General features: G+C 64.8%; 14 protein-coding genes and 2 pseudogenes. 8 read left to right on the top strand and 8 right to left on the bottom strand.

What is annotated here, in order from left to right; all coding sequences use genetic code 11:
* Positions 1-784, bottom strand: a 784-nt coding sequence (locus DUPY_RS26375; RefSeq protein ID WP_141749692.1) for a TolC family protein, incomplete at its 3' end; no start/stop codon positions are given.
* A gap of 97 nt (positions 785-881) precedes the next feature.
* Positions 882-1181 (bottom strand): hypothetical protein, encoded by a 300-nt coding sequence (locus tag DUPY_RS26370; RefSeq protein ID WP_070252165.1) that lies wholly within the window; start codon positions 1179-1181, stop codon positions 882-884.
* 266 nt (positions 1182-1447) lie between these two features.
* Here DUPY_RS26370 and DUPY_RS26365 point away from each other — a divergent pair, with 266 nt between their 5' ends.
* On the top strand, positions 1448-3163 hold the full coding sequence (locus DUPY_RS26365) for a methyl-accepting chemotaxis protein (protein WP_070252163.1): 1716 nt from the start codon (positions 1448-1450) through the stop codon (positions 3161-3163).
* Between the two features lie 26 nt (positions 3164-3189).
* Here DUPY_RS26365 and DUPY_RS26360 read toward each other — a convergent pair whose 3' ends face one another.
* The 3 genes from DUPY_RS26360 to DUPY_RS26350 all read right to left on the bottom strand — a co-directional run bounded on the left by DUPY_RS26360 (position 3190) and on the right by DUPY_RS26350 (position 5678).
* Complete coding sequence (locus tag DUPY_RS26360) at positions 3190-3510, bottom strand: type II toxin-antitoxin system RelE/ParE family toxin (protein WP_070252161.1); 321 nt, start codon at positions 3508-3510, stop codon at positions 3190-3192.
* Positions 3511-3518: 8 nt separating this feature from the next.
* A complete protein-coding gene (locus tag DUPY_RS26355) occupies positions 3519-3791 on the bottom strand; it encodes a type II toxin-antitoxin system Phd/YefM family antitoxin (RefSeq protein ID WP_070252159.1) in 273 nt (90 codons plus the stop codon).
* A gap of 69 nt (positions 3792-3860) precedes the next feature.
* Positions 3861-5678 carry a sigma-54-dependent Fis family transcriptional regulator gene (locus DUPY_RS26350; protein WP_070252157.1) on the bottom strand — a complete coding sequence of 606 codons (1818 nt, stop codon included), beginning with the start codon at positions 5676-5678 and terminating at the stop codon, positions 3861-3863.
* A gap of 278 nt (positions 5679-5956) precedes the next feature.
* Between DUPY_RS26350 and DUPY_RS26345 the strand changes: the two genes are divergently transcribed.
* The 6 genes from DUPY_RS26345 to DUPY_RS29305 are packed head-to-tail and all read left to right on the top strand — an operon-like array spanning position 5957 to position 16704.
* Entirely contained in the window at positions 5957-7438 is a 1482-nt protein-coding gene (locus DUPY_RS26345) for a benzaldehyde dehydrogenase (protein ID WP_070252156.1), read from the top strand.
* Between the two features lie 9 nt (positions 7439-7447).
* Entirely contained in the window at positions 7448-8215 is a 768-nt protein-coding gene (locus DUPY_RS26340; RefSeq protein ID WP_070252154.1) for a coniferyl-alcohol dehydrogenase, read from the top strand.
* 46 nt (positions 8216-8261) lie between these two features.
* Positions 8262-9965, top strand: a complete 1704-nt coding sequence (locus DUPY_RS26335; RefSeq protein WP_070252153.1) for a DUF1302 domain-containing protein — start codon at positions 8262-8264, stop codon at positions 9963-9965.
* Positions 9966-9978: 13 nt separating this feature from the next.
* Positions 9979-11334, top strand: a complete 1356-nt coding sequence (locus tag DUPY_RS26330) for a DUF1329 domain-containing protein (protein ID WP_070252151.1) — start codon at positions 9979-9981, stop codon at positions 11332-11334.
* A gap of 17 nt (positions 11335-11351) precedes the next feature.
* Positions 11352-12503 carry a WD40/YVTN/BNR-like repeat-containing protein gene (locus DUPY_RS26325; RefSeq protein WP_229255516.1) on the top strand — a complete coding sequence of 384 codons (1152 nt, stop codon included), beginning with the start codon at positions 11352-11354 and terminating at the stop codon, positions 12501-12503.
* Between the two features lies 1 nt (position 12504).
* Positions 12505-16704: a carboxylesterase family protein gene (locus tag DUPY_RS29305; protein ID WP_084640906.1), complete on the top strand. Its 4200-nt coding sequence runs from the start codon at positions 12505-12507 to the stop codon at positions 16702-16704.
* 174 nt (positions 16705-16878) lie between these two features.
* Here the strand turns inward: DUPY_RS29305 and DUPY_RS29300 are convergent.
* Positions 16879-17067, bottom strand: a pseudogene (locus DUPY_RS29300) (mechanosensitive ion channel domain-containing protein); the annotation flags it as partial.
* A gap of 163 nt (positions 17068-17230) precedes the next feature.
* Between DUPY_RS29300 and DUPY_RS29015 the strand changes: the two are divergent.
* Positions 17231-17407: pseudogene (locus tag DUPY_RS29015) on the top strand (IS3 family transposase); the annotation flags it as partial.
* Between the two features lie 30 nt (positions 17408-17437).
* On the opposite strand, the gene DUPY_RS29005 reads toward DUPY_RS29015, so the two are convergent.
* Together DUPY_RS29005 and DUPY_RS26310 are read right to left on the bottom strand one after the other, a co-directional pair.
* Positions 17438-19108: a methyl-accepting chemotaxis protein gene (locus DUPY_RS29005; RefSeq protein ID WP_070252148.1), complete on the bottom strand. Its 1671-nt coding sequence runs from the start codon at positions 19106-19108 to the stop codon at positions 17438-17440.
* Between the two features lie 577 nt (positions 19109-19685).
* Positions 19686-21693, bottom strand: a 2008-nt coding sequence (locus DUPY_RS26310) for an ATP-binding response regulator (protein WP_070252146.1), incomplete at its 5' end; no start/stop codon positions are given.

The following is a 21693-nucleotide window of genomic DNA, read 5'->3' as shown; positions in this document are numbered from 1 at the left end:
CTCTGACCGTGGGCGGCGCCTGCACGCCGGCGGCGGCCAGCGCGACGTTGGCGCGGGCGCGCTGCTCGGCGGTTTCGGCGGCGCGCAAGTGGGCGTGCTGCGACATGGCATCCGGCGGCACCGGCTGCAGCGGCTCCGGCTCCGGTGCCGGCAGCTCCGGCACGCCAGTCAGCAGCTCGAAGCGATGCAAGGCATCGCGCGCGCGGGTGCGCGCCTGCGCCACTTCGGCTTGCGCGGCCAACACTTCCTGCCCGGTCAGGAGACCATCGCTGCGCGCCAGGTCACCCGCTTTCACGCGGCGCTGTACGTCCTCGTGCAGGTCTTCGAGGTGGTGCAGGTGGCCCTCTTTTTCGGCCAGCATTTCGTGCGCGGCAGCCGCTTCCCACAGGCGCAGCCGCACCTGGCCGGCGACCTCGAGCCGCGCGCGGTGGCGCTGCGCCTCGACATCCTCACCGGCACGGGCAGCAAGCTGCTGCCGCGCCGACGCCTGGCCCGGCAGCAGCACCGGCGCGGCGATCGACACCTCGGCTTCGCGCAGGCGACGGTTGTCGAGCCAGCGGTCGGAGCGGTCGGACAGGCCCAGCACGGGCGCGCCGGCCAGCCACGATTGTGCGACGTCATGGGCGGCAGCCGCTTCCTCCTGGCGCGCAGCGAGCGTGGTGACGGCAACCGACTGTTGCCAGGCCTGCTCGACGATGGCGTGCAGGGTGGTGCCTGCCATCGATGGCAGGGCATAACATATCAGGGCGCCGGCAAGCAATGCCGGCAGGCGCAAGGTGCGCATGAAAACTCCTTCGGTGAGTGAAAACGTCACCGAGGGGCGATTGCGGCTGTCAACGCCTATGCATAACGGACAGACGAGCGCAATCTCCCCCGGCGGCTCAGCCGAGGGCGATGGTGGGAGGTCTTAGCGGAGATTCGAGCAGCGGATCGGGGATATGGGACTCCACGTGCGCCGGCACCGTGCTCACCAGCTGTTCGGGTGCGCCCGGCAGCAGCGGCAAGGCGCTCAGTAGCGGCTGCGGCGTGACCGAGTGGTCGAACATGTGCCTGGTCGATTCGCCGGAGTCGTCGTAGTGGACCACGCCGTCGGCATCGTGGTGGTGCTGGACGCCTTCGTCATGCTCGATTTCGTGCGCGACCGACGTATGTTCACCGCTCAGCAGCGTGCCCCACTGCATGGCAAAGCCATGTAGCGGCAGGGATAGCATGAGCAGGAGACAGAATAGTCGGCGCACGGCGGGAGTCCTTGAAGTGGGCCGATTATAGCAGCGGCGCCAGGCCACGGGTGTTGTTTGCCGTTCTCACGATGCAGTGACTACTGGTTTTTCAACTGCAAGTGGCGTCATAATCGACATCGACCTGCGCTGATGCCGCCCTTTTTCGCGCGACTTGCAGGACGATATTCCGAAGAGAAACCTACAGACAAACTCATCAGGAGACACCTATGACGTTATCGAATATGCGGATCGGCCTGCGGTTGGGGCTGGGTTTTGGCATGGTATGCCTGCTGTTGCTGGTGATGATCGTCATGAGCAATGCGATGATGGCGCGCATCAATGGCAGTACCGACGAGATTGTCCACGACAGGATGCCGAAGATCGAGGCCACCACCCAGCTGCTGGTGGGCATCAACGAGATAGCGATCTCGCTGCGCAACATGATGCTCAGCGATGATGCGGCCGACCGCAAGGCGCAGGTCGATCGCATCATGAGCACGCGGCAGTCGAACAACAAGGCGCTCGAGCTGCTCGAAGGCAGCCTCAGGGACCCGCAGGCGCGTGAACTGTTCGCGCAAATCAAGCGCCATATCGGCCGCTACCGGCCGGGCCAGGACCGCATCATCAGCGATGTCGAGGGCAACCGTCCGGACGACGCGCGCAAATTCCTGGCCAGCGAATTACGGCCCATCCTTGGCGACCTCAAGCAAGCGACCAACGCCCTGGCAGCGCGCCAGAAGGAGCTCAGCACCAAAACCGCCGATGCCGCAGACGCTACCTTCAGGCAAAGCCAGCAGTTGTCCTGGGGACTCGGTGCGCTGGCCCTGGCGCTCGCTGCCGCCATTGCGTACTGGATCACCGCCTCGATCACGCGCCCGGCCAACCGCGCGCTCGGCATTGCTCAGACCGTGGCCAGCGGCGACCTGACCAGCCAGATCCACAGTGATACCACCGACGAAATGGGCCAGCTGCTGCAAGCCCTCAAGGCGATGAACGACAACCTGGCCACCACGGTGGGCACGGTGCGCAGCGGCACCGACACCATCGCCACGGCCGCGCTGGAGGTGGCGTCCGGCAGCCTGGACCTGTCGTCGCGCACGGAACAGCAAGCCAGTTCCCTGGAAGAGACCGCATCTTCGATGGAACAGCTCACTTCGACCACGAAGCAGAACGCCGAGAACGCCCGCCAGGCCAACGCGCTGGCCCGCAGCGCCTCGGAGGTAGCGGCGCGCGGCGGCCAGGTGATCGACCAGGTCACCGGCACCATGAACGAAATCAACGCCTCTTCGTCCAGGATTGCCGACATCATCGGCGTGATCGACGGCATCGCCTTCCAGACCAATATTCTGGCGCTCAATGCGGCGGTGGAGGCAGCGCGTGCCGGCGAGGACGGGCGCGGCTTCGCGGTTGTGGCGTCGGAAGTACGCAACCTGGCGCAGCGCTCGGCCTCGGCTGCGCGCGAAATCAAGGAGCTGATCGACGCCTCCACCGTCAAGGTGGCCAGCGGCAGCGAGCTGGTCAACACCGCCAGCCAGACCATGCGCGAGATCGTCGCCAGCGTGCAGCGCGTCACCGACATCATGGCCGAAATCTCGTCGGCCAGCGCCGAGCAGACCGCCGGCATCGAGCAGATCAACCAGGCGGTGATGCAGATGGATGCGGTCACCCAGCAGAACGCGGCGCTGGTGGAGCAATCGGCTGCCGCGTCGGAGTCGATGCAGGAGCAGGCAGCCGCGCTGGCGCAGGCGGTGGCGGTGTTCCGGCTGGCCAGCGATGGTAGTGCGAGCGTGAGCATGCCTCGACCTGCGCGTGCACCGGCCAGGCCGGCGGCGCCACGCGAGGCGACTGGCAAGAACGCCATCGCGCTGCCAGCTAAACCCTTGGCGGGCGAGGAGAAGAAGGTGGCGAAAAAATCTGCCGCTAACGAGTGGGAAGAGTTTTAGTCACTGCAGCCGGTCCACAAGGTGTCTCAAGAGCTAAGCAGGCGACGGCGGATCAGCGCTTCAAGGTCACGACTGGTATGAGCAATCATATGAATATGTACAACATCGTGACCACGTTCGATGATGATGCGGTTCTGGCCGGCCAGGAGTTGACGGTGTGTGGTCAAGTGCAAGTCTTCCAGCTCGGGCACAAAAGTACCCTTGTTATGCCACTCCCGGGGCGACTTGACTTCATTGAGTATCTCTTCTGTGACCTTCCTGACGAAGGCCGGTGATTCGTTCACCTTGAGATGTTCCCGAATGTTTTGCAAATCGTTCAGCGCATTATGCGTCCAGATGATTTTCATTGGTGGATTTAGCTTTCCTTGTCTTCAGCCTCAAAAAGCGCAACAACATCATCATGATCCATGACTTTACCTTCTTCGATCTGCTTTCTGCCAAGAGCGAGAATGCGAAGCATGGCAATCTGGTCTTGAGTCTTCTGAAAACTGACAGGGTCTTGTACAACTGCCTGAACTCTGCCGTTGACCGTGATGGCGACGGGGTCCTGGGTCTCGAGCACTTGCTTGACCACGTCACTGGTGTTGGTCTTTAAGTAGCTGATTGGTTGAATGTTCAAAAAATTCATATGGTCCTCCTCAGGGCGATGACCAGATCATAGCATCGACATACTAAATTCGGTATTAAATTTAGATATTCACTCGGGTGTAAGCTTCTTCATCCGGTACGACAACTGCGGCCGTGTCAAACCCAGCATGCGTGCCGCTGCCGACAGGTTGCCGTCGGCGCGCTTGACTGCGGCCAGGATCAGCGTGCTTTCGAGCGTATCGAGCGACCAGTTTTTTGCTTCGCCCAGCATTGCCGGCAGCACGTCGAGCAGCTCCTTGCCGGCGGCGGCCGGCGTCAGCGTGGCTGTGGCAGCGCTGCCGGCGTTGGTGGTACTAGTCAGGCGCCCGGTCTGCGCCAGCGAAAAGTACGACGCCTGCGCTTCTTCACCGCTGGTAAACAGGTGCGGCAGGTCGATCGGGCCGTCCTCGTTGGCGTAGATGACGCCGCGCTCGACCAGGTTTTGCAGCTCGCGGATATTGCCCGGAAAATGGTAGTTAAGCAGTGCATCGACCGCGCGCGCGGTGAATCCTGTCAGGCGGCGCTGGTGCTTCTGGCCGTAGTGGCGCATGAAGTAACCCATCAGCAGCGGGATGTCGTCGCGGCGGTCGCGCAGCGGCGGCAGGTGGATCGGGAACACGTTCAGGCGGAAGAACAGGTCTTCGCGAAAGCGCCCCTGCCTTATCTCCTCGCGCAGATCGACATTGGTGGCCGCCACCAGCCGCACATCGACCTTGGTGCTGCGCACGCCGCCCACGCGCTCGATCTCCCCTTCCTGCAACGCCCGCAGCAGCTTGCCCTGCGCCACCAGGCTCAGTGTCGCAATCTCGTCGAGGAACAGCGTGCCGCCGCTGGCGCGCTCGAAGCGCCCGGGCCGCGAGACGGTGGCGCCGGTAAAGGCGCCGCGCTCCACGCCGAACAGTTCCGACTCGATCAAGGTCTCGGGAATCGCCGCGCAGTTGACAGCGACGAACGGCTGGCCCTTGCGCCGACCGATCTGGTGCAACATGTACGCGAACAGCTCCTTGCCCACGCCCGATTCACCGGTAAACAGCACCGTGGCCGTGGTGGGCGCCACGCGCTTGAGCATGTGGCAGGCGGCATTGAAGGCCGGCGAGACGCCCACCATTTCCTTGTCGGCATAGGGCCGCTCATCGTCGCCCTTGAGAATGGCGGCCTTCCTGTGCGCCTGTGGTTCGCTGTAGGCGGTGGTGCTGACGAACGCCTCGGCGTTGAGGAAGCGCAGGTCTTCTTCGACGTTGTCCCACTCGTCGGCGGGCTTGCCGATCAGGCGACAGTGCTTGTGGCCCATCGAGCAGCATTCGATTTCGCGGTAGATCGTCAATCTGCCGATCATCGAGCTGGTGTAACCGATCGCATACCCGGTCTGCATCCAGCACGCGGGCTCGGTGCCGATGCCGAAATCGGCCGCGTGCACTTCGCCCTCGCCCGAGTGATGCCACAAGAATTCGCCGCGATAGGTGCCCAGCTCGACGTCGAATTCGAAGTGCAGCGCCTCTACCTTCACCGCGCCTTCGAGCGAATGCATGCGCGGGCCGGCCGAGAACAGCGCGGCCGGATCGGCGTCGGGCCAGCGTTCGCGCAGCAGCTGGGCGTCGCGTGCGCCGGCCGAATAGCCCACCCGCGTGAGCAGGCCACGGGTACGCTCGGCGCCGATGCTTTCGATCAGTTCACGCCGCAGCGAACCGAGTGACGACATGTGCAGCAGCTGCATGCGCTGGCCGTTGAGCCAGATGCGGCCATCGCCCGGCGAAAAATGCAGGCTCTGGGTGATGTCCTCCAACGTGGGCGGCGCGCCCTCGTTCAGATGTTCGCTGTCGCCCCGGTTCAATACCTTACCAGTCGTCCTGGACACCTCGGCCAGCGAGATGCGTTCACGCTTGTTCATGTCTCCCCCGTCTTGTTTTACCAAATCATACATCGGCATTTCTCCAGTTTGATCATTTGATGAAGCCGGTGCAGCGTTCGATTTTTGCTGCGCCGCGCCAGCCGTCATCGTCAAAAATCTGCGTCGTCCGGGCCAGAGCAACATGGTGCACTGCACTAGCGGAGTCCACGACCAGCCCTGGCACGCAACTTGTAATAGTGATGGCAAGAGCGGCAAGCGGACCTCATGCAACGAACGTGCTAACGGGACGACTTTCCCCCATCAACCAAGGAGACACCATGAACGACCACTTGGGCGCTGTGAGCGCCCTGCTCGACCCCGCCCTCTGGCGCGACCGCATCTTCAACGGCCAGTGGATCTCCGCCCACGGCGGCACCCACATCTTTTCCGAACCGGCCACCGGCGAGCAACTGGGCCGCATCGGCCTGGCCAATGCAGCCGACGTGCTGGCCGCCGGCGTGCAGGCGCGCGCCGCGCAAAAGGCGTGGGCCACGTCGGACTACAAGGAGCGCGCCGCCATCTTCCGCCGCGCCGCTGCGCTGATCGCACAGCACCACGACGAACTGGCCACCTGGATCATGCGCGAGACCGGCGCCATCCGCCCCAAGGCCGACCTCGAACTGCGCGAAGCGACCGCTCACCTGCAGGAAGCGGCAGCCATGCTCACGCAACCGAAAGGCCAGCTGCTGGCATCCGCCAGCGGCACCATGAGCATCGCGCGGCGGGTTCCGCATGGCGTGGTGGGCGTAATCTCGCCGTTCAATTTTCCGCTGATCCTGTCGATCCGCTCGATCGCCCCGGCGCTGGCCACCGGCAACGCCGTGGTCCACAAGCCCGACCTGCAAACCCCGGTCAGCGGCGGCGTGCTGATCGCCCGCATTTTCGAAGCGGCCGGCCTGCCGCCCGGCGTGCTGCACGTGCTGCCGGGCGGCGCCGACGCCGGCCAGGCGCTGTGCAGCCATCCCGACATCGGCATGATCGCGTTTACCGGATCGACCGCCGCCGGCCACAGCGTCGGCGAACTGGCCGGACGCCACCTGAAAAAAATGTCGCTCGAACTGGGCGGCAAGAACGCGCTGATCATCCTCAACGACGCCGATCCCGACATCGCCGCCTCCAACGCTGCGTGGGCCACCTTTCTGCACCAGGGCCAGATCTGCATGTGCGCCGGCCGCGTGCTGCTCCAGCGCGGCATCGCCGACGCCGTGATCGAACGCCTGGTCGAGAAAGCCCGGCGCCTGCCGGTCGGCGACCCGATGGGCGGCGACGTCGCGCTGGGTCCGATGATCAGCGCGCGCCAGGTCGCGCGCCTGCACAGCATCGTGCAGGACAGCGTGGCCGATGGCGCCACCGTGCTGGCGGGTGGCACCTACGAGCGCCAGTTCTACCGGCCCACGGTGCTCACTGGCGCGCGCGCCGGCATGCGCTGTTTCGAGGAAGAGCTGTTCGGCCCGGTGGCGTCGATCACGGTGTTCGATACCGACGAGGAAGCGATCGCGCTGGCCTCGGCCACCAGCGGCTGCCTGGCCCTGGGCGTCATCACGCCAGACATTGCCCGCGCCATGCACATCGCCGACCGCGTGCCGTCCGGCCACGTCCACATCAACGACCAGACCGTGCTGGCCGAGGCCCATGCGCCGTTCGGTGGCGGCGGCACGTCGGGCAACGGCGGGCGCCACGGCGGCACCATCGACTGGGAGGAATTTACGCAAACCCAGTGGCTCACGATCAAGACCGAAGCACCCCGTTATCCATTCTGAGGAGACTGTATGAAACTACGTAACAAGACCATTGTTGTGACCGGCGCGGCGTCCGGCATCGGCGCCGAAGTGGCGCGCCTGGCGCGCTTCGAAGGCGCTACCGTGATCGGCATGGACCGCAACGACCCGGGGCTGACGCTCGACGGCTTCGTGGCCGTGGACCTGAGCAGCACCGCCAGCATCGACGCCGCCATCGCCCAGCTGCCGCAGCGGGTGGACGCCCTGTGCAATATCGCCGGCGTACCCGGCACCGCCAACCCGGCGCTGCTGGCGCACGTCAATTACCTGGGCCTGCGGTATCTCACCAGCAGCGTGCTGCCGCGCATGCCGGCCGGCGGCTCGATCGTCAACGTCGCCTCCATCCTCGGCGCCGACTGGCCGCTGCGGCTGGACCTGCACAAGCAGCTGGCCGCCACCGAAGGCTTTGCCGCCGGCCAGGCGTGGCTCGACCAGCACCCGGTGCCCGACGAGACCTGCTACCAGTACTTCAAGGAGGCGCTGATCGTCTGGACTTACGTGCAGTCGCAGCCGTGGTTCCTGGCCCACTCGGTACGCATGAACAGCGTGGCGCCGGGCCCCGTATTCACCCCCATCCTCGGCGACTTCGTCTCGATGCTGGGCGAGGAGCGCGTGCAGCGCGACGCCCACCGCATGAAGCGCCCCGCCTATGCCGACGAAGTGGCGTCCGTCATCGCCTTCCTGTGCAGCGACGAGTCGCGCTGGATCAGCGGCGTGAACCTGGCAGTCGATGGAGGGCTCGCATCCACGTTTATCTGATTCGATTTACGCCGCAGTACCCATAACTAAAAATACGGAGACAGCAATGCACACCACCACGAACCTGCGCCGGAGCATACTGGCCATCGCCATCACCGCAGCCCTGCCGGCCGCCCAGGCCTACGAGCTCACCACGTCCGATCCGGAACTGAAAATCAGCTGGAACAACACCTTCAAGTACAGCGGCGCCTATCGGCTCAGGGACGCCAGTGCGCGCCTGCTGGCCGGCGGCTACAACGCCGCCGGCCCGGCCGACTTCACCGGCTACAACCTCGACGACGGCAACCAGAACTTTCGCAACAAGGGCATCGTCTCGAGCCGGGTGGACTGGCTGTCGGAATTCGACGCCGGCACCCGTACGCTGGGCATGCGCGTCAGCGCGGCGGGTTGGTACGACGCCGCCTACACCAGCAGCAACGACAACGCCTCCCCCGCCAGCAACGCCGTCACGCTCACCGGCCAGAGCGCCACCCGCTTTTCCAACGGCACCCGCACGCTGCACGGCCGCAATGCCGAACTGCTCGACGCGTTTGTATTCGCCAAGGGCACGCTCGGCGAGCTGCCGGGCACCGTCCGCGTGGGTCGCCACACTCTGCAATACGGCGAGAGCCTGTTCTTCGGCGCCAACGGCATCGCCAATGCGCAGGGGCCGGTGGACCTGGTCAAGCTGCTCAGCGTGCCCGGTGCGCAGTTCAAGGAGATCCTGCGGCCGGTCAACCAGGTCTCGGGCCAGCTGCAGGTGGCGCCGACGGTATCGATCGGCGGCTACTACCAGCTCGAATGGCGCCCGAGCGTGATCCCCGGCGCCGGCAGCTACCTCAGTTCCTACGACGCCGCCGGCGCCGGCGCCACCGCCTTCCTGGTCGCGCCGACCAACAGCGGCGCGCCCGCCTTCATCACCCAGCCGGACATGAAGGCGAAAAATCGCGGCCAGGGCGGCATGCAGGTCAAGTGGGCGCCGTCCGGCTCGGACGTCGAATACGGCTTTTACGCGGCGCGCTATCACGACAAGTCGCCCTACTTTTACCTGGGCTTTGCGCCGGCCTTCCCGCCGGGCGCGCCCAGCACGGTGCAGGCGGTATACGCAGAAAACATCCGCACCTTCGGCGCCAGCGCCAGCACCGTGGTGCTGGGCGCGAACGTGGCGGCCGAAGTGTCGGTGCGGCGCAACTCGCCGCTGGTGAGCGACCCCACACCCAACTTCCTGTCGCGCCAGGGCGCCGGCAGCATTGGCGACAACCGTGACAATCCTGCCTACGCGGTCGGCAATACCGCCCACGTCAACCTGTCGGCGATCTACGTGATGCCGACCAACCGGTTCTTCGAGGGTGCCTCGCTGCTCGGCGAAATCGCCTGGAACCGCGCCACCAGCGTCACCTTCCAGGGTTCGCTCGACCCCAACACCACGCGCGACGCCACCGCCGTGCGCATGATCTTCGAGCCGGCCTACTACCAGGTGGCCGATGGCCTCGACCTGACCATCCCGGTCGGCGTGGGCTACAACCTCTCGGGCCGCTCGCGCGCGGTATTCAACTTCAACGGCGGCGCCGAACATGGCGGCGACTTCAATATCGGCATCAACGGCACCTACCAGCAGGACTGGAAGTTCGGCATCAGCTACGTCAAGTTCCTCGGCGCGGCCGGCACCTTCCTGAAGAACAACCCGGCCACCAACACGCCCATCCTCAGCTACGCCCAGTCCCTGAAGGACCGCGACTACATCTCTTTCAACATCAAACGCTCTTTCTAAGGACACCATAATAATGAAAACCACCCTGAAACTGGCTGCGGTCGCGTTGACCTTGAATATCTCGCTGCAGGCCTTTGCCGCCGTCACCGCCGACGAAGCCGCCAAGCTGCAAACCACCCTGACCCCGCTGGGCGCCGAAAAGGCCGGCAACAAGGACGGCACCATTCCCGCCTGGGACGGCGCCTACACCAAGGTGCCAGCGGGCTTCAAGCCGGGCGACTTCCGCGCCGATCCGTTTGCCGCCGAAAAGCCGGTGCTCGTCATCACCGGCAAGAACGTCGATCAATATGCCGCCAAGCTGTCGGCGGCCACGGTGGCGATGCTGAAAAAGTACCCGGCGTACCGGCTCGATATTTATCCGACCCACCGCACCGGCGGTGCACCGGCCTGGGTGTACGACAACACCTTCAAGAACGCCACCCGCGCCAAGTCGGTCGATGGCGGCTACGGTGCCGAAGGCGCGTACGGCGGCATCCCGTTCCCGATACCGAAGACCGGCTACGAGGCGATCATGAACCACCGCCTGGCGTGGACCGGCGAGGCGGCCATCATGCCGCTGCGCACCGTGATCGTTACGCCAGACGGCAAGCGGGCCACCGCCACCGAGGCCGAACAGACCTTCATGCGGCCCTACTATTTCAAGGACGGCAGCCTGGATAAATTCGACGGCGTCTACCAGTTCGGGCGCCTGATCACGCGCGCGCCGGCCTCCAAGGCCGGCGAAGGCATCCTGGTCCACGACGGCATCAACGAAGCCAAGCCACGCGCCATCTGGCAGTACCTGGTGGGCCAGCGCCGCGTGCGCCGGGCGCCGTCGGTGTCGTACGACACGCCCGATTCGGTCACCTCCGGCATCGGTCTGTTCGACGAGGCCTTCATGCTGTTCGGCCCGATCGACCACCACGAGCTGAAGCTGGTCGGCAAAAAGGAGCTGTACATCCCGTACAACAACAACCGCGCGGGATCGGCCAAGATCGCCGACCTGGTAGGCCCGCAGTTCCTCAATCCCGACCTGGTGCGCTGGGAGCTGCACCGCGTGTGGGAAGTGGAGGCGACGCTGATCCCCGGCAAGCGCCACGTGGTGGCCAAGCGCCGCTACTACCTCGACGAAGACACCTGGCAGATCATCCTGGTCGATGGCTACGACGCCCAGGGCCAGATCTGGCGCGGCAACTACACATTGACCCTGCTGGCGCCGGACGTGCCGGCCGTGCTCGGCAACGTCATGTGGGGCACCTACAACGTGCAGACCGGCGCTTACCTGCTCAACGAAGCATCGAACGAAATGCCGACCCAGTACAAGGTCATCCCGCGCCTGCCGGCCAGTTATTTTGGACCGGAAGAACTGGCGAACCAGGGCTCGCGCTAACCACAACGAAAGGAAGCATGATGGTCGGATCGACTCGATTCTTTGCACGCCGGGGCGGCGTGCCGCTGGCGGCGTTCTCCACTGCGCTGGTGACGGCCTTGATAACGTCATTGGCTGTGCCGACGGCGCTCGCCGCCGGCACAGCCAGTGCCACAACGCCGGCGGCAAACACACCGGCCGCGCCGGCTGCACTGACGCAGCCGGCGCTGGTCACGCCCAAGGCGCTGCACGCGGCCATGCTGGCCGTGACCAGCGCCGGCGCCCGGCTGGTGGCGGCCGGCGAACGCGGCACCATCCTGTACTCCGACGACGCTGGCAAGACCTGGCGCCAGGCGGCAGTGCCGGTCAGCGTGAGCCTGACCGCACTGCAGTTTGTCGATGCGAAGAACGGCTGGGCAGTGGGCCACCAGGGCGTGGTGCTGCATACAGTCGATGGCGGCGCGACCTGGCGCAAGCAGCTCGACGGCACTCAGGCAGCCGCCCTTGTGCTGCTCGATGCCAGCGCCTCGTTCGGACCGGACCGCGACAAGGAAGTGGCGCAGGCGCAGCACCTGGTGGACGATGGCCCGGACAAGCCCTTCCTCGACCTGTACTTCGACAGCCCCAGAACCGGCTATGTGCTGGGCGCGTACAACCTGATGTTCCGCACCGACGACGGCGGCGCCACCTGGCAGCCGTGGCAAAGCCGCGTGGCCAATCCCAAGGGGCTGCACCTTTACGGCATGAAGGGCGCGGCCGGCGCCATCTACCTGGCCGGCGAACAGGGACTGCTGCTGCGCTCCACAGACAACGGCAACAGCTTCAACGCGCTGGCCACGCCGTACAAGGGCAGCTATTTCGGCGTGCTGGCCACGCGCGGCGGCGCGCTGCTGGCCTACGGCTTGCGCGGCAACGCGTTCCGCTCCTCCGACCGCGGGGCCACCTGGACCCCGGTCACCACCGGCGTACAGGCGTCGCTGGCGGCCGGCGCGGTGATGGCCGACGGCGCCGTGGTGCTGGTGAGCCAGGGCGGCGACGTGCTGACCAGCCGCGACGACGGCCTGACCTTCGCCGCGCAAGCCGGCACCGCGTTGCCGCTGGCGGCGGTGGCGCAAGCGGGCGACGGCAGCCTGGTGGTGGCCGGCCTGCGCGGCCTGCGCCGACTGCCCTACGACATGCTGGAACAATAATATGAAGACAGATCACGACCTGGAACAACAGCCGGTCATCCGGCGCCTGCAAGACTTCGACACCGCGTCCGGCAACCTCGGCGAACGGGCGCTGTTCAACTACCGGCCGCTGGTCATCCTGCTCTGCCTGCTGGCGACGCTCGTGCTGGGCTCCCAGGCCACGCGCATCAAGCTCAATGCCAGCTTCGAGAAGATGATCCCCAGCGCCCATCCCTACGTGCTCAACTACCTGGCCAACAAGAGCGACCTGAATGGCCTGGGCAACTCGGTGCGCATCGCGGTGGCAGCGACCAGCGGCACCATCTACGACCGCGCCTACCTCGACACGCTGCAGCGCCTCAACGACGAGGTGTTCCTGCTGCCGGGCGTCGACCGTCCATTCATGAAATCGTTGTGGACACCGAGCACGCGCTGGGCCGCCGTCACCGAAGATGGCCTCGACGGCGGTACCGTGATCCCGGACGGCTACAACGGCTCGGCCGCCAGCCTCGACCAGCTGCGAGCCAACGTGGCGCGCTCCGGCGAAATCGGCCAGCTGGTGGCGGCCAACGCCAGGTCGAGCATCGTGTTTGTGCCGCTGATGGACAAGATCCCGCAAACCGGCCAGCCGCTCGATTACCGCGCCCTGTCGGACAGCCTGGAAAAAATCCGCGCCAAGTACGAGAAGGAAGGCGTGCAGATACACATCACCGGCTTTGCCAAGATCGTCGGCGACCTGATCGAAGGCTTGCAGCAGGTGCTGCTGTTCTTCGTGCTGGCGATCGGCATCTGCGGCGCAGTGCTGTACTGGTACACGCGCTGCTGGCGCAGCACCACGCTGGTGGTGGTGTGCTCGCTCGTGGCGGTGCTGTGGCAGTGCGGCCTGCTGGCCACGTTCCACTACGAACTCGATCCGTATTCGATCCTGGTGCCGTTCCTGGTGTTCGCCATCGGCATGAGCCACGGCGCCCAGAAAATGAACGGCATCATGCAGGACGTGGGCCGCGGCACGCACCGCGTGGTAGCAGCGCGCTATACCTTCCGCCGGCTGTTTGCCGCCGGCCTGACGGCGCTGCTGTGCGACGCGGTGGGCTTCCTGGTGCTGATCAGCATCCAGATCAAGGTGATCCAGGACCTGGCAGTCATCGCCAGTATCGGCGTGGCGGTACTGATCTTTACCAACCTGGTGCTGCTGCCGGTGCTGCTGTCGTACACCGGTGTCAGCGCCCGCGCCGCGCAGCGCAGCCTGCAGGCCGACAGCGATGCCGGTGACCAGGCCAGGCAGCCATGGTTGTGGAACTTCCTCGACCGCTTTACCCAGCGCCGCTGGGCGACCATCACGGTGATTGCCAGCGTGGTGCTGGGCGGCCTCGGTTTTGCGGTCAGCCTGCACCTGAAGGTGGGCGACCTCGATCCCGGCGCGCCGGAGTTGCGCGCCGATTCGCGCTACAACCGCGACAACGGCTACCTGGTCGCCAACTACGCCGCCAGCTCCGACATCTTCGTGGTCATGATCAAGACCGCGCCCGACCAATGCACGCAGTACGCTACCCTTGCCAAGGTGGACCAGCTGGCCTGGCAGCTCGAGCAGCTGCCAGGCGTGGACTCGACCAACTCGATGGCGGCGCTGAGCAAGCTGGCCGGCACCGGCTACAACGAGGGCAATTTCAAGTGGTACGATTTGGTGCCCAACGCCGCTGCGCTGGGCGCAGTGCAAACGCGCGCACCCCGCGAGCTGTTCAACCAGGACTGCTCGCTGCTGTCGCTGTATGTCTACCTGAAGGACCACAAGGCCGAAACCTTGAGCCGGGTGGTCAATGCCGTGGCAGCGTTTGCCGCCACCCACAACACGCCGGACGTGCAGTTCCAGCTGGCCGCCGGCAGCGCCGGCATCGAGGCCGCCACCAACATCGTCGTCAAGCAAGCCATGCGCGACATGCTGTTCTGGGTGTATGGCGCGGTGATCCTGCTGTGCTACGTGACCTTCCGCTCGTGGCGCGCGGTGCTCGTGGCGGTGCTGCCGCTGGTGCTCACCTCGATCCTGTGCGAGGTGCTGATGGTGGTGTTGGGCATGGGCGTGAAGGTCGCCACTTTGCCGGTGATCGCGCTCGGTGTGGGCATCGGCGTCGATTACGCGCTGTACGTGCTGAGCGTGATGCTGGCCCGCATGCGCGCCGGCGACAACCTGTCGGCCGCCTACCTGCACGCACTGCGCTTTACCGGCCGCGTGGTGATCCTGACCGGCGTGACGCTGGCGGTGGCAGTGGCGACCTGGCTGTTCTCGTCGATCAAGTTCCAGGCCGACATGGGCATCCTGCTGGCCTTCATGTTCCTGTGGAATATGGTGGGGGCGCTGGTGCTGGTGCCGGCATTGGCCTACTTCCTGATGCCGCAAACAGCGGTGCCGGGCGCCACACCGCCGGCGGGTAAGGCCGGTCGGGAAAAGCCGGAACCGGCGCCCGCATCGCTGCGCCGCACCGAGCAGGGCGAAGTCGTGGGCCGCGCCGACCTGCACCACACCCATGCCTGGCTGGGCATGCCATATGCGCAGCCGCCGGTGGGGCCGCTGCGCTGGAAGGCGCCGCGCCCTGCCCTGCGGTGGACCGGCGTGCGCGAGGCCACCGCCTGTGGCGCGGCGGCGATGCAGTTGGGCGGCATCTCGCTCGAACTGCCGCCCGACCAGTGGGGCAAGCCGGCCGGTTCGGAAGACTGCCTGACACTGAACATCTTCGCGCCGCAGCATGCTGCGGAGTCGGCCGCCCCGCTGCCGGTGATGTTCTGGATCCACGGCGGCGCCAACTCGTCCGGCACCGCCGCCACCTACACCTCGCTGCGCAACCTGGCAGGGCGCGACGATGTGATCGTGGTGTCCGCCAATTACCGGCTCGGCATCTTCGGCTGGTTCAGCCTGGAGGAACTGGCGCGCGACGACGACACGCCGGCCGACCGCTCCGGCAATTTTGGCACGCTGGACCTGGTGGCGGCGCTGCACTGGGTGCAGCGCAATATCGCAGCTTTCGGCGGCGATGCGGGCAACGTCACCATCTTCGGCGAGTCAGCCGGTGGCCTCAATGTCTATGCGCTGCTGGCCAGTCAACTCGCGGCAGGCCTGTTCCACAAGGCCATCGCGCAGTCGCCGCTGGTCACCAGCCACACGCTGGCGCAGGCCCGCAATTACGTGGATGACGCCCAGCCGGGCCACACCCTCAGTTCGCGCGAGCTGCTGTGCGCATGGCTGCAGGGCGCCGGCCGCGCCACCGACCGCGCGGCGGCGCGCGCCCTGATCGCCAGCATGCCGGCGGCCGACATCGAGGCCTTCGTGCGCGGCCTGCCGCCGCAAGCGCTGCTGGCGCCGGTCAGGCCGGGTGCGCTGAATTTCTATGATGCGCCCACCGTGCTGCAGGACGGCCACGTGCTGCCCAGGGGGCCGCTGGCCGCAGCCTTCGCCGACCGCAGCACGTACCACGCGGTGCCGTTCATCGTCGGCACCAACCGCGACGAGTACAAGCTGTTCATGGCCAACAACCCGGACTACGTGCGCATGGTGTTCGGAAAGCTGCCGGTGATGCGCAACCGCGCCCGCTACCAGCGCCACGCGGCCTATATGTCGGCGCTGTGGCAAACCGCCGGCGCGCTCGAGCCGGCCAGCGCCATGCTCGGCTCCGGCCACCAGGACGTGTGGGTGTACCGCTTCGACTGGGACGAGCAGCCTGCGGTGCCGCTGATACAGCCGCAGGTGCTGCTGGGCGCCGCGCACGTGCTGGAGATGGGCTTCGTGTTCCGCGACCTCGATGGCGAGTTCGATCCTTTCAGCTCCTACACCCCGGTCAATCTGCCGGGACGCCGGCAAGTGTCCGACGCCATGGCCGGCTACTGGACCCACTTCGCCCGCCACGGCGAACCCGGCGTGGCCGACAACCGGCCCGAGTGGACGCGCTGGCAGCAGGACGCCGCGCAACCCCGGCTGATGGTGTTCGACACCAGCGCTGGCGGCGGCACCCGCATGGTAGTGCACGACGCCAGCAAGGCCGCGCTCAAGGCAGCGCTGGCGGACGATACGTCGATGCGCAGCAACCCGCGCGAGCGCTGCGAGCTTTACGGGCGCATGTTCCTGTGGTCGATCTTTGGCGGACGCGAGGCGCCGCAGGCGCTGGCGGCGTTTGCCAGCAGGCATGGCTACACGGGTCCGACAGACAAGCTGCGGCCCATCCATTGGCCGTGAGCGTGACTTGGCGTCTCGCTGCACGTAAGGCGCAGGCCAGGCGGCCAGCAGGCCGTCCAGTACCGCGCGCGCCAGGGCGTTGTCGAGGCTGCCCAGGATGCGCGCGGTATCGTGTTCGGCGTCCAGTTCCAGCACGCACTCGTACGTGGACAAAGGACTCGGGCGCGAGCGGTTGGTCACCATCACGCCGGCAAATTCGCCATTCGGCATCGGCACCGGGTTGTCGGCGCGGTCGGCCAGCACCACGGAGCGCCAGGCAAAATCGAGCACCTTGCCCGACAGGTCGCGGCCACGGTATTGCAGGTCGCCCCAGTTGCCCACGCTGATCGAGGCGTCCAGGTGCAGCGCAATCCCGGAAAACACGTCGGCCGCCAGGCCGCGCAGACCAAAACCGAGGATCAGGCCGATCCCGCCGGAGGCGCCCAACGCTCGATTGTGGCGCCGGTATGACAAGGCAACTGCGGAGACCCGAGGCTGAGAAATCCGTCACGGCGTGCGCTGGTCTTGAGCAGTTATGGCACTGCCATTCCGCAGCCTCAAAACGGCGTGGCTGCCGTCAACCGGTGACATTGCGGCACGAGAGCCACAACGGGACATCGGCGATTACCTGATGTACCGGTAGCACTGGATACGACCGCATCAATTCAACCAGGGACTGGAACCGGCTGTCGCCGAAGAAAAACTTAACGCAGTGCCCGGGATGGTTGACCACTACAGTCCCTCCGCAGCCCGCTCAGGCCAGCATTCGTGCAATCTCCGCGGCCGAGTCGGCCGAACGCCGCGCCAGGCTTCTCACCTCGGTGGCAACCACTGCGAAGCCACGGCCTCCCTCGCCGGCCCGTGCGGCTTCAATGGCGGCGTTCAGCGAGAGCAGGTTCGTCTGCATCGCCAGGCCGTTGATCGTCGCCACGACGGCTCGGATGCGGTCGATCGTCTCCCGCTGCTGCGTCGTCTCGGTTGCGTACATGGTGAGAATCGATAGCGTACCGTCAACGGCGAACACCGAGTTGAAGGTGACCTGCAGCCACAGGGCGGCACCGCCAGAGGCCACTAAGGCCACCTCGTGCGAGACGCTCTCTCCTCTTTTGAGCCGCGCACTGTCGTCGCCTCGCATGACCTCGGTGAACGTCCTTTGGAGCAGCTTGCCAGCTTCGATGAGGTTGTCGCAACCGAGGATCTCGAGCAGCGGTGAACTGGCTTGAACCAGCCGCCCGTCCGCCGACCAGTCGGCCGTAGCGGTCGAGGCGCGGATCACTTTAAGGCGGGTGGCGTCCTCGAACGCACGCATCTTGCTTTCAGTGATGTCGGCTTGCACCGAGATGAACCGTTCGAGCTTGCCGTCCGCTCCGAAAATCGGGTTGATCGAGAGCGAAATCCAGTAAGGTCTCTTGTCCTTGGTGTAGTTAAGAATCTGCTCGTAGAACGGCTTCCCTGCCTTCAATTTGGCGCGCACCTGGTCAATGGTGTCGCGGTCGGTATGCGGCCCCTGCAGCAACTGGCCCGGCTTCTTGCCGTGAACCTCGGCTGCGGAAAACCCTGTCAGTTTCGTGAAACCAGGATTGACGTATTCGATGCGGCCATCGGCATCGCAGATGACAACCGAGTTGCCGGTCCCGTTGGCAACGAGCGACAGGGTGGAATTGATCACCCGCTGCTTGACTATTGCCGTGATGTCGGTCGCGAACTTCACGATGCCGCACGGCTGTCCCGCCAGGTCGAATACCGGGTTGTAACTGGCCTGAATCCAGACATCGGCGCCCGACTTATGGATGCGCTTGAATTCCGCCGCCTGGAAGGTGCCTAAGCGCAACGCGCTCCAGAAGCGTGCGTAGGCGTCGCCTCTGGCCTCTCGCGGGTCGACGAAGATGCTGTGGTGCTGACCCATCACCTCGTCCAGGCGGTAGCCGAGCGCACCGAGGAAATTCTCGTTAGCCCACAGGATCGTTCCGTCGAGGTCGAATCGAATCACTGCTTGCGATTTTTCGATCGCGGTGACCTGGGCCTCGAAACTGGCTTCCCGCAGGCGGCGCTCGGTGCAATCCTGTGCAATCTTTATGACGCGCTCAACGCGTCCAAGGCGGTCGCGCACCGGGTTGTAGCTTGCTTGTAACCAGACCGGATTTCCGGCTTTGGTGATGCGCATGAATTCCGCGCTCTGCGCCTGGCCAAGGGCCAGTTGTGCCCAGAAGTCCCGGTACTCCGGGCTGGCTGCGGTCGACGGATGTACGAACATGCTGTGATGTTTCCCTGTGATCTCCTTCAACTGGTAACCCATGATGGTAAGAAATGCAGCGTTGGCAGCCACGATGCGGCCATCAGGCTCGAACTCTATAGATGCCTGGGAGTGCAACAACGCCGTGCGCTCGCGCTGAGCCTTGGAGCTAAAGAAATCGATAAACATCATTTTTTTCTCCCGAAGTAACTTTAGTGAATTCTTGTGAGCAGGCGCCGACGCGCGCATTGCGGCATGATGAACGGTGCAGGAGCGGCGGGGTTAGGCCGGGGGGAATATTTGGATGCAGCTACCGGGGGAGAGGGTAGCTTGGGGACGCGTCTAGGAAGCAAGAAACCGCCAACAAGGGCGCGCGATACAACTAGACATACAGAGGCTAACCGATTTATTTCCTAATAGCAATTTGTATTTTCAGTTGTTTACGGGTAAGCGTAGCGCGCTAAAACAAATTTCCAGTTTCCAGTGCGAGGCCATGGCAGCCGAGATTGGCGCGATGTTCGATACCAGCTTGAACCAAAGCGTAAGGTCGAGATCCGCGAACATATGCTGGCGGCTGGCTGGCCGATAACGCTTGCTTGCTGTTTTTCCACTGGCTTTCGCATCGGCCAGGTCGCGGCAGGCATCGGCCTGCGGCGGCTGCTACCGCCTGCTACGACGCCTGGCTTGCTGCCCTGCCTGGGCGAAGGCATCGGCGTCATGCCTGACGAATCACTGCCACGACTGCCAAGAAACCAATTGGCGGTCCGGTTCAAGAGGGCGTAAATCGAGGCTGCAAATGGGTGCCTGAATCAGCGATCCCGGCAAGGATGCCGAGCAAGCTGTCGAGGTCGAAGGGCTTGATCAAGTGATGATCAAATCCGGCATCGTGCGACTTGCGGATATCTTCCGGCTGCCCGTATCCTGTCAGCGCAATGAGCGTGAGGCCCGGTAGGGCGGCATTGGCACGCAGCGCGCGTGCGACCATGTAGCCGTCCATATCTGGCAAACCGATATCGAGCACAACGACGCTGGGATTTTCCCGCTCCACCACCGCTATTGCCTCCTTGCCAGCGAAAGCAATGACGACATCATTTCCCAAGGCTCTTAACAATTCGGCGACCATCGTTGCGGCATCCTCGTTGTCGTCCACTACCAGAATTTTTCTTCGACCGGGTACGGCGGAAGCCGGTGACATTGGGACCATTGCAGCATCCGTTTGCGACAAGGGCAACAGGATACGGAACTCGCTCCCCATGCCCGGCCCCTCGCTGGAGACGGCGACCGTGCCGCCATGCTGCTGGACCAGCCGATGCACTACAGCCAGGCCTACCCCGAGGCCGCCCTCGGACCGCGCCAGCGCGCGTTCGGACTGCGTGAAGATGTCAAATACGCGCGGCAACAATGCGGGCAGAATGCCCATCCCGTTATCCCTGACGGAAATTTGCACGTCGTTGCCAATCCTGCGGGTCGCCAGGTGTATCGTGCCATCCTGCTGCGTGTACTTCGCCGCGTTGTTCAGCAGGTTGCCGATCACCTGGATGAGCCGATGAAGGTCGCCGTTCACCTGCAGCGCTTCCGCAGCCTGCTCGACGACCAGGCGGTGACGTTTTTCCTGCAACAGCGGATCGGCCAGTTCAAGCGCGTCGCGGATGATCCGTGACACATCGAGCACCTCGAGCCGCAGACTGATCTTGCCAGTCGAAATGCGCGACAGGTCGAGCAATTCATCGACCAGGCGGGTCAGGTGACGAACCTGCCGGTGCAGCACCCCGCCGGCGCGTTCGAGCATCGCAGCGGTTGCTTGCGGCGCCCGCTGCAATTCAAGCGCGGATTTAATGGCCGACATCGGGTTTCTGAGTTCGTGGCCCAGCATGGCGAGGAACTCATCCTTGCGCCGATGCTCGTCTTCCAGCTCCGCCGTCCGCTTACTGACCTGCTGCTCCAGTCGCCACCGTTCAGTGATATCGTGAAACACCAGCACGGCACCGATGAGAACTCCCTGCGCGTTGCGGATGGGCGCGCCGGAATCGTCAATATGGAGTTCCGAGCCATCTTTCCGGATCAGCAGTGTATGGTTCGCGAGACCGACGATGATCCCGTCCGCCAAAACGCGTCGCACCGGATTTTCGACCGCGCTGCGCGTGGCATCATTGACGATCCGAAAAATTTTTTCAACCGGTTGACCGAGCGCTTCCGCGCGCAACCAGCCGGTATGGGTCTCAGCAACAGGGTTGAGGAAGGTGATGATGCCATGGGTATCGGTGGCGATCACGCCATCCCCGATCCCTGCGAGCGTCACGCGTAACCACTCGCGCTGCTCGATCAATTCGATTTCGGCACGCCGGCGCAACTCGATCTCCCGCGCCAGCTTTTCGATTTGTTTGTTCATGGCCAGGAAACGACTCTCGGCCACCTGCTTGGGAGTGAGCCGTAGCAGAACGCTGCAACACGTTGCTGCTCCGCTGGGGGCAAACCGCGCGCCCTGCACTCGCATGGGAAGCACGCCTCCTCCCGGTATGCGAAATGTCAGCGTGGCAGGCAAGAAAGAGGTCACCCGTCGGCAGTTGCGCAGGTACTCTGCAACCTGGATCTGCGGTTCATTGCAAAGCTCGGCAAGCGGGGCCTGTTCCAGGGTAATGCCCAGTCCCCTCAACTGCCCCCTTGCCGCAGCGTTTGCCGTCAGAATAACGCCCTCCATATCGGTGAGCAGCATCGCCTCGGGCAACATATCTGCCCAGGCATCGAACTGCGCGCGAGCGTGGGGCGGGGGCGGGGGC

Origin of the sequence: Duganella phyllosphaerae (assembly GCF_001758785.1) — a bacterium.
In the GTDB taxonomy this organism is placed as follows: Bacteria; Pseudomonadota; Gammaproteobacteria; order Burkholderiales; family Burkholderiaceae_D; genus Rugamonas; species Rugamonas phyllosphaerae.
The sequence above is the reverse complement of the archived record's forward strand: the minus strand, read 5'-3'. Positions and strand labels throughout refer to the sequence as shown.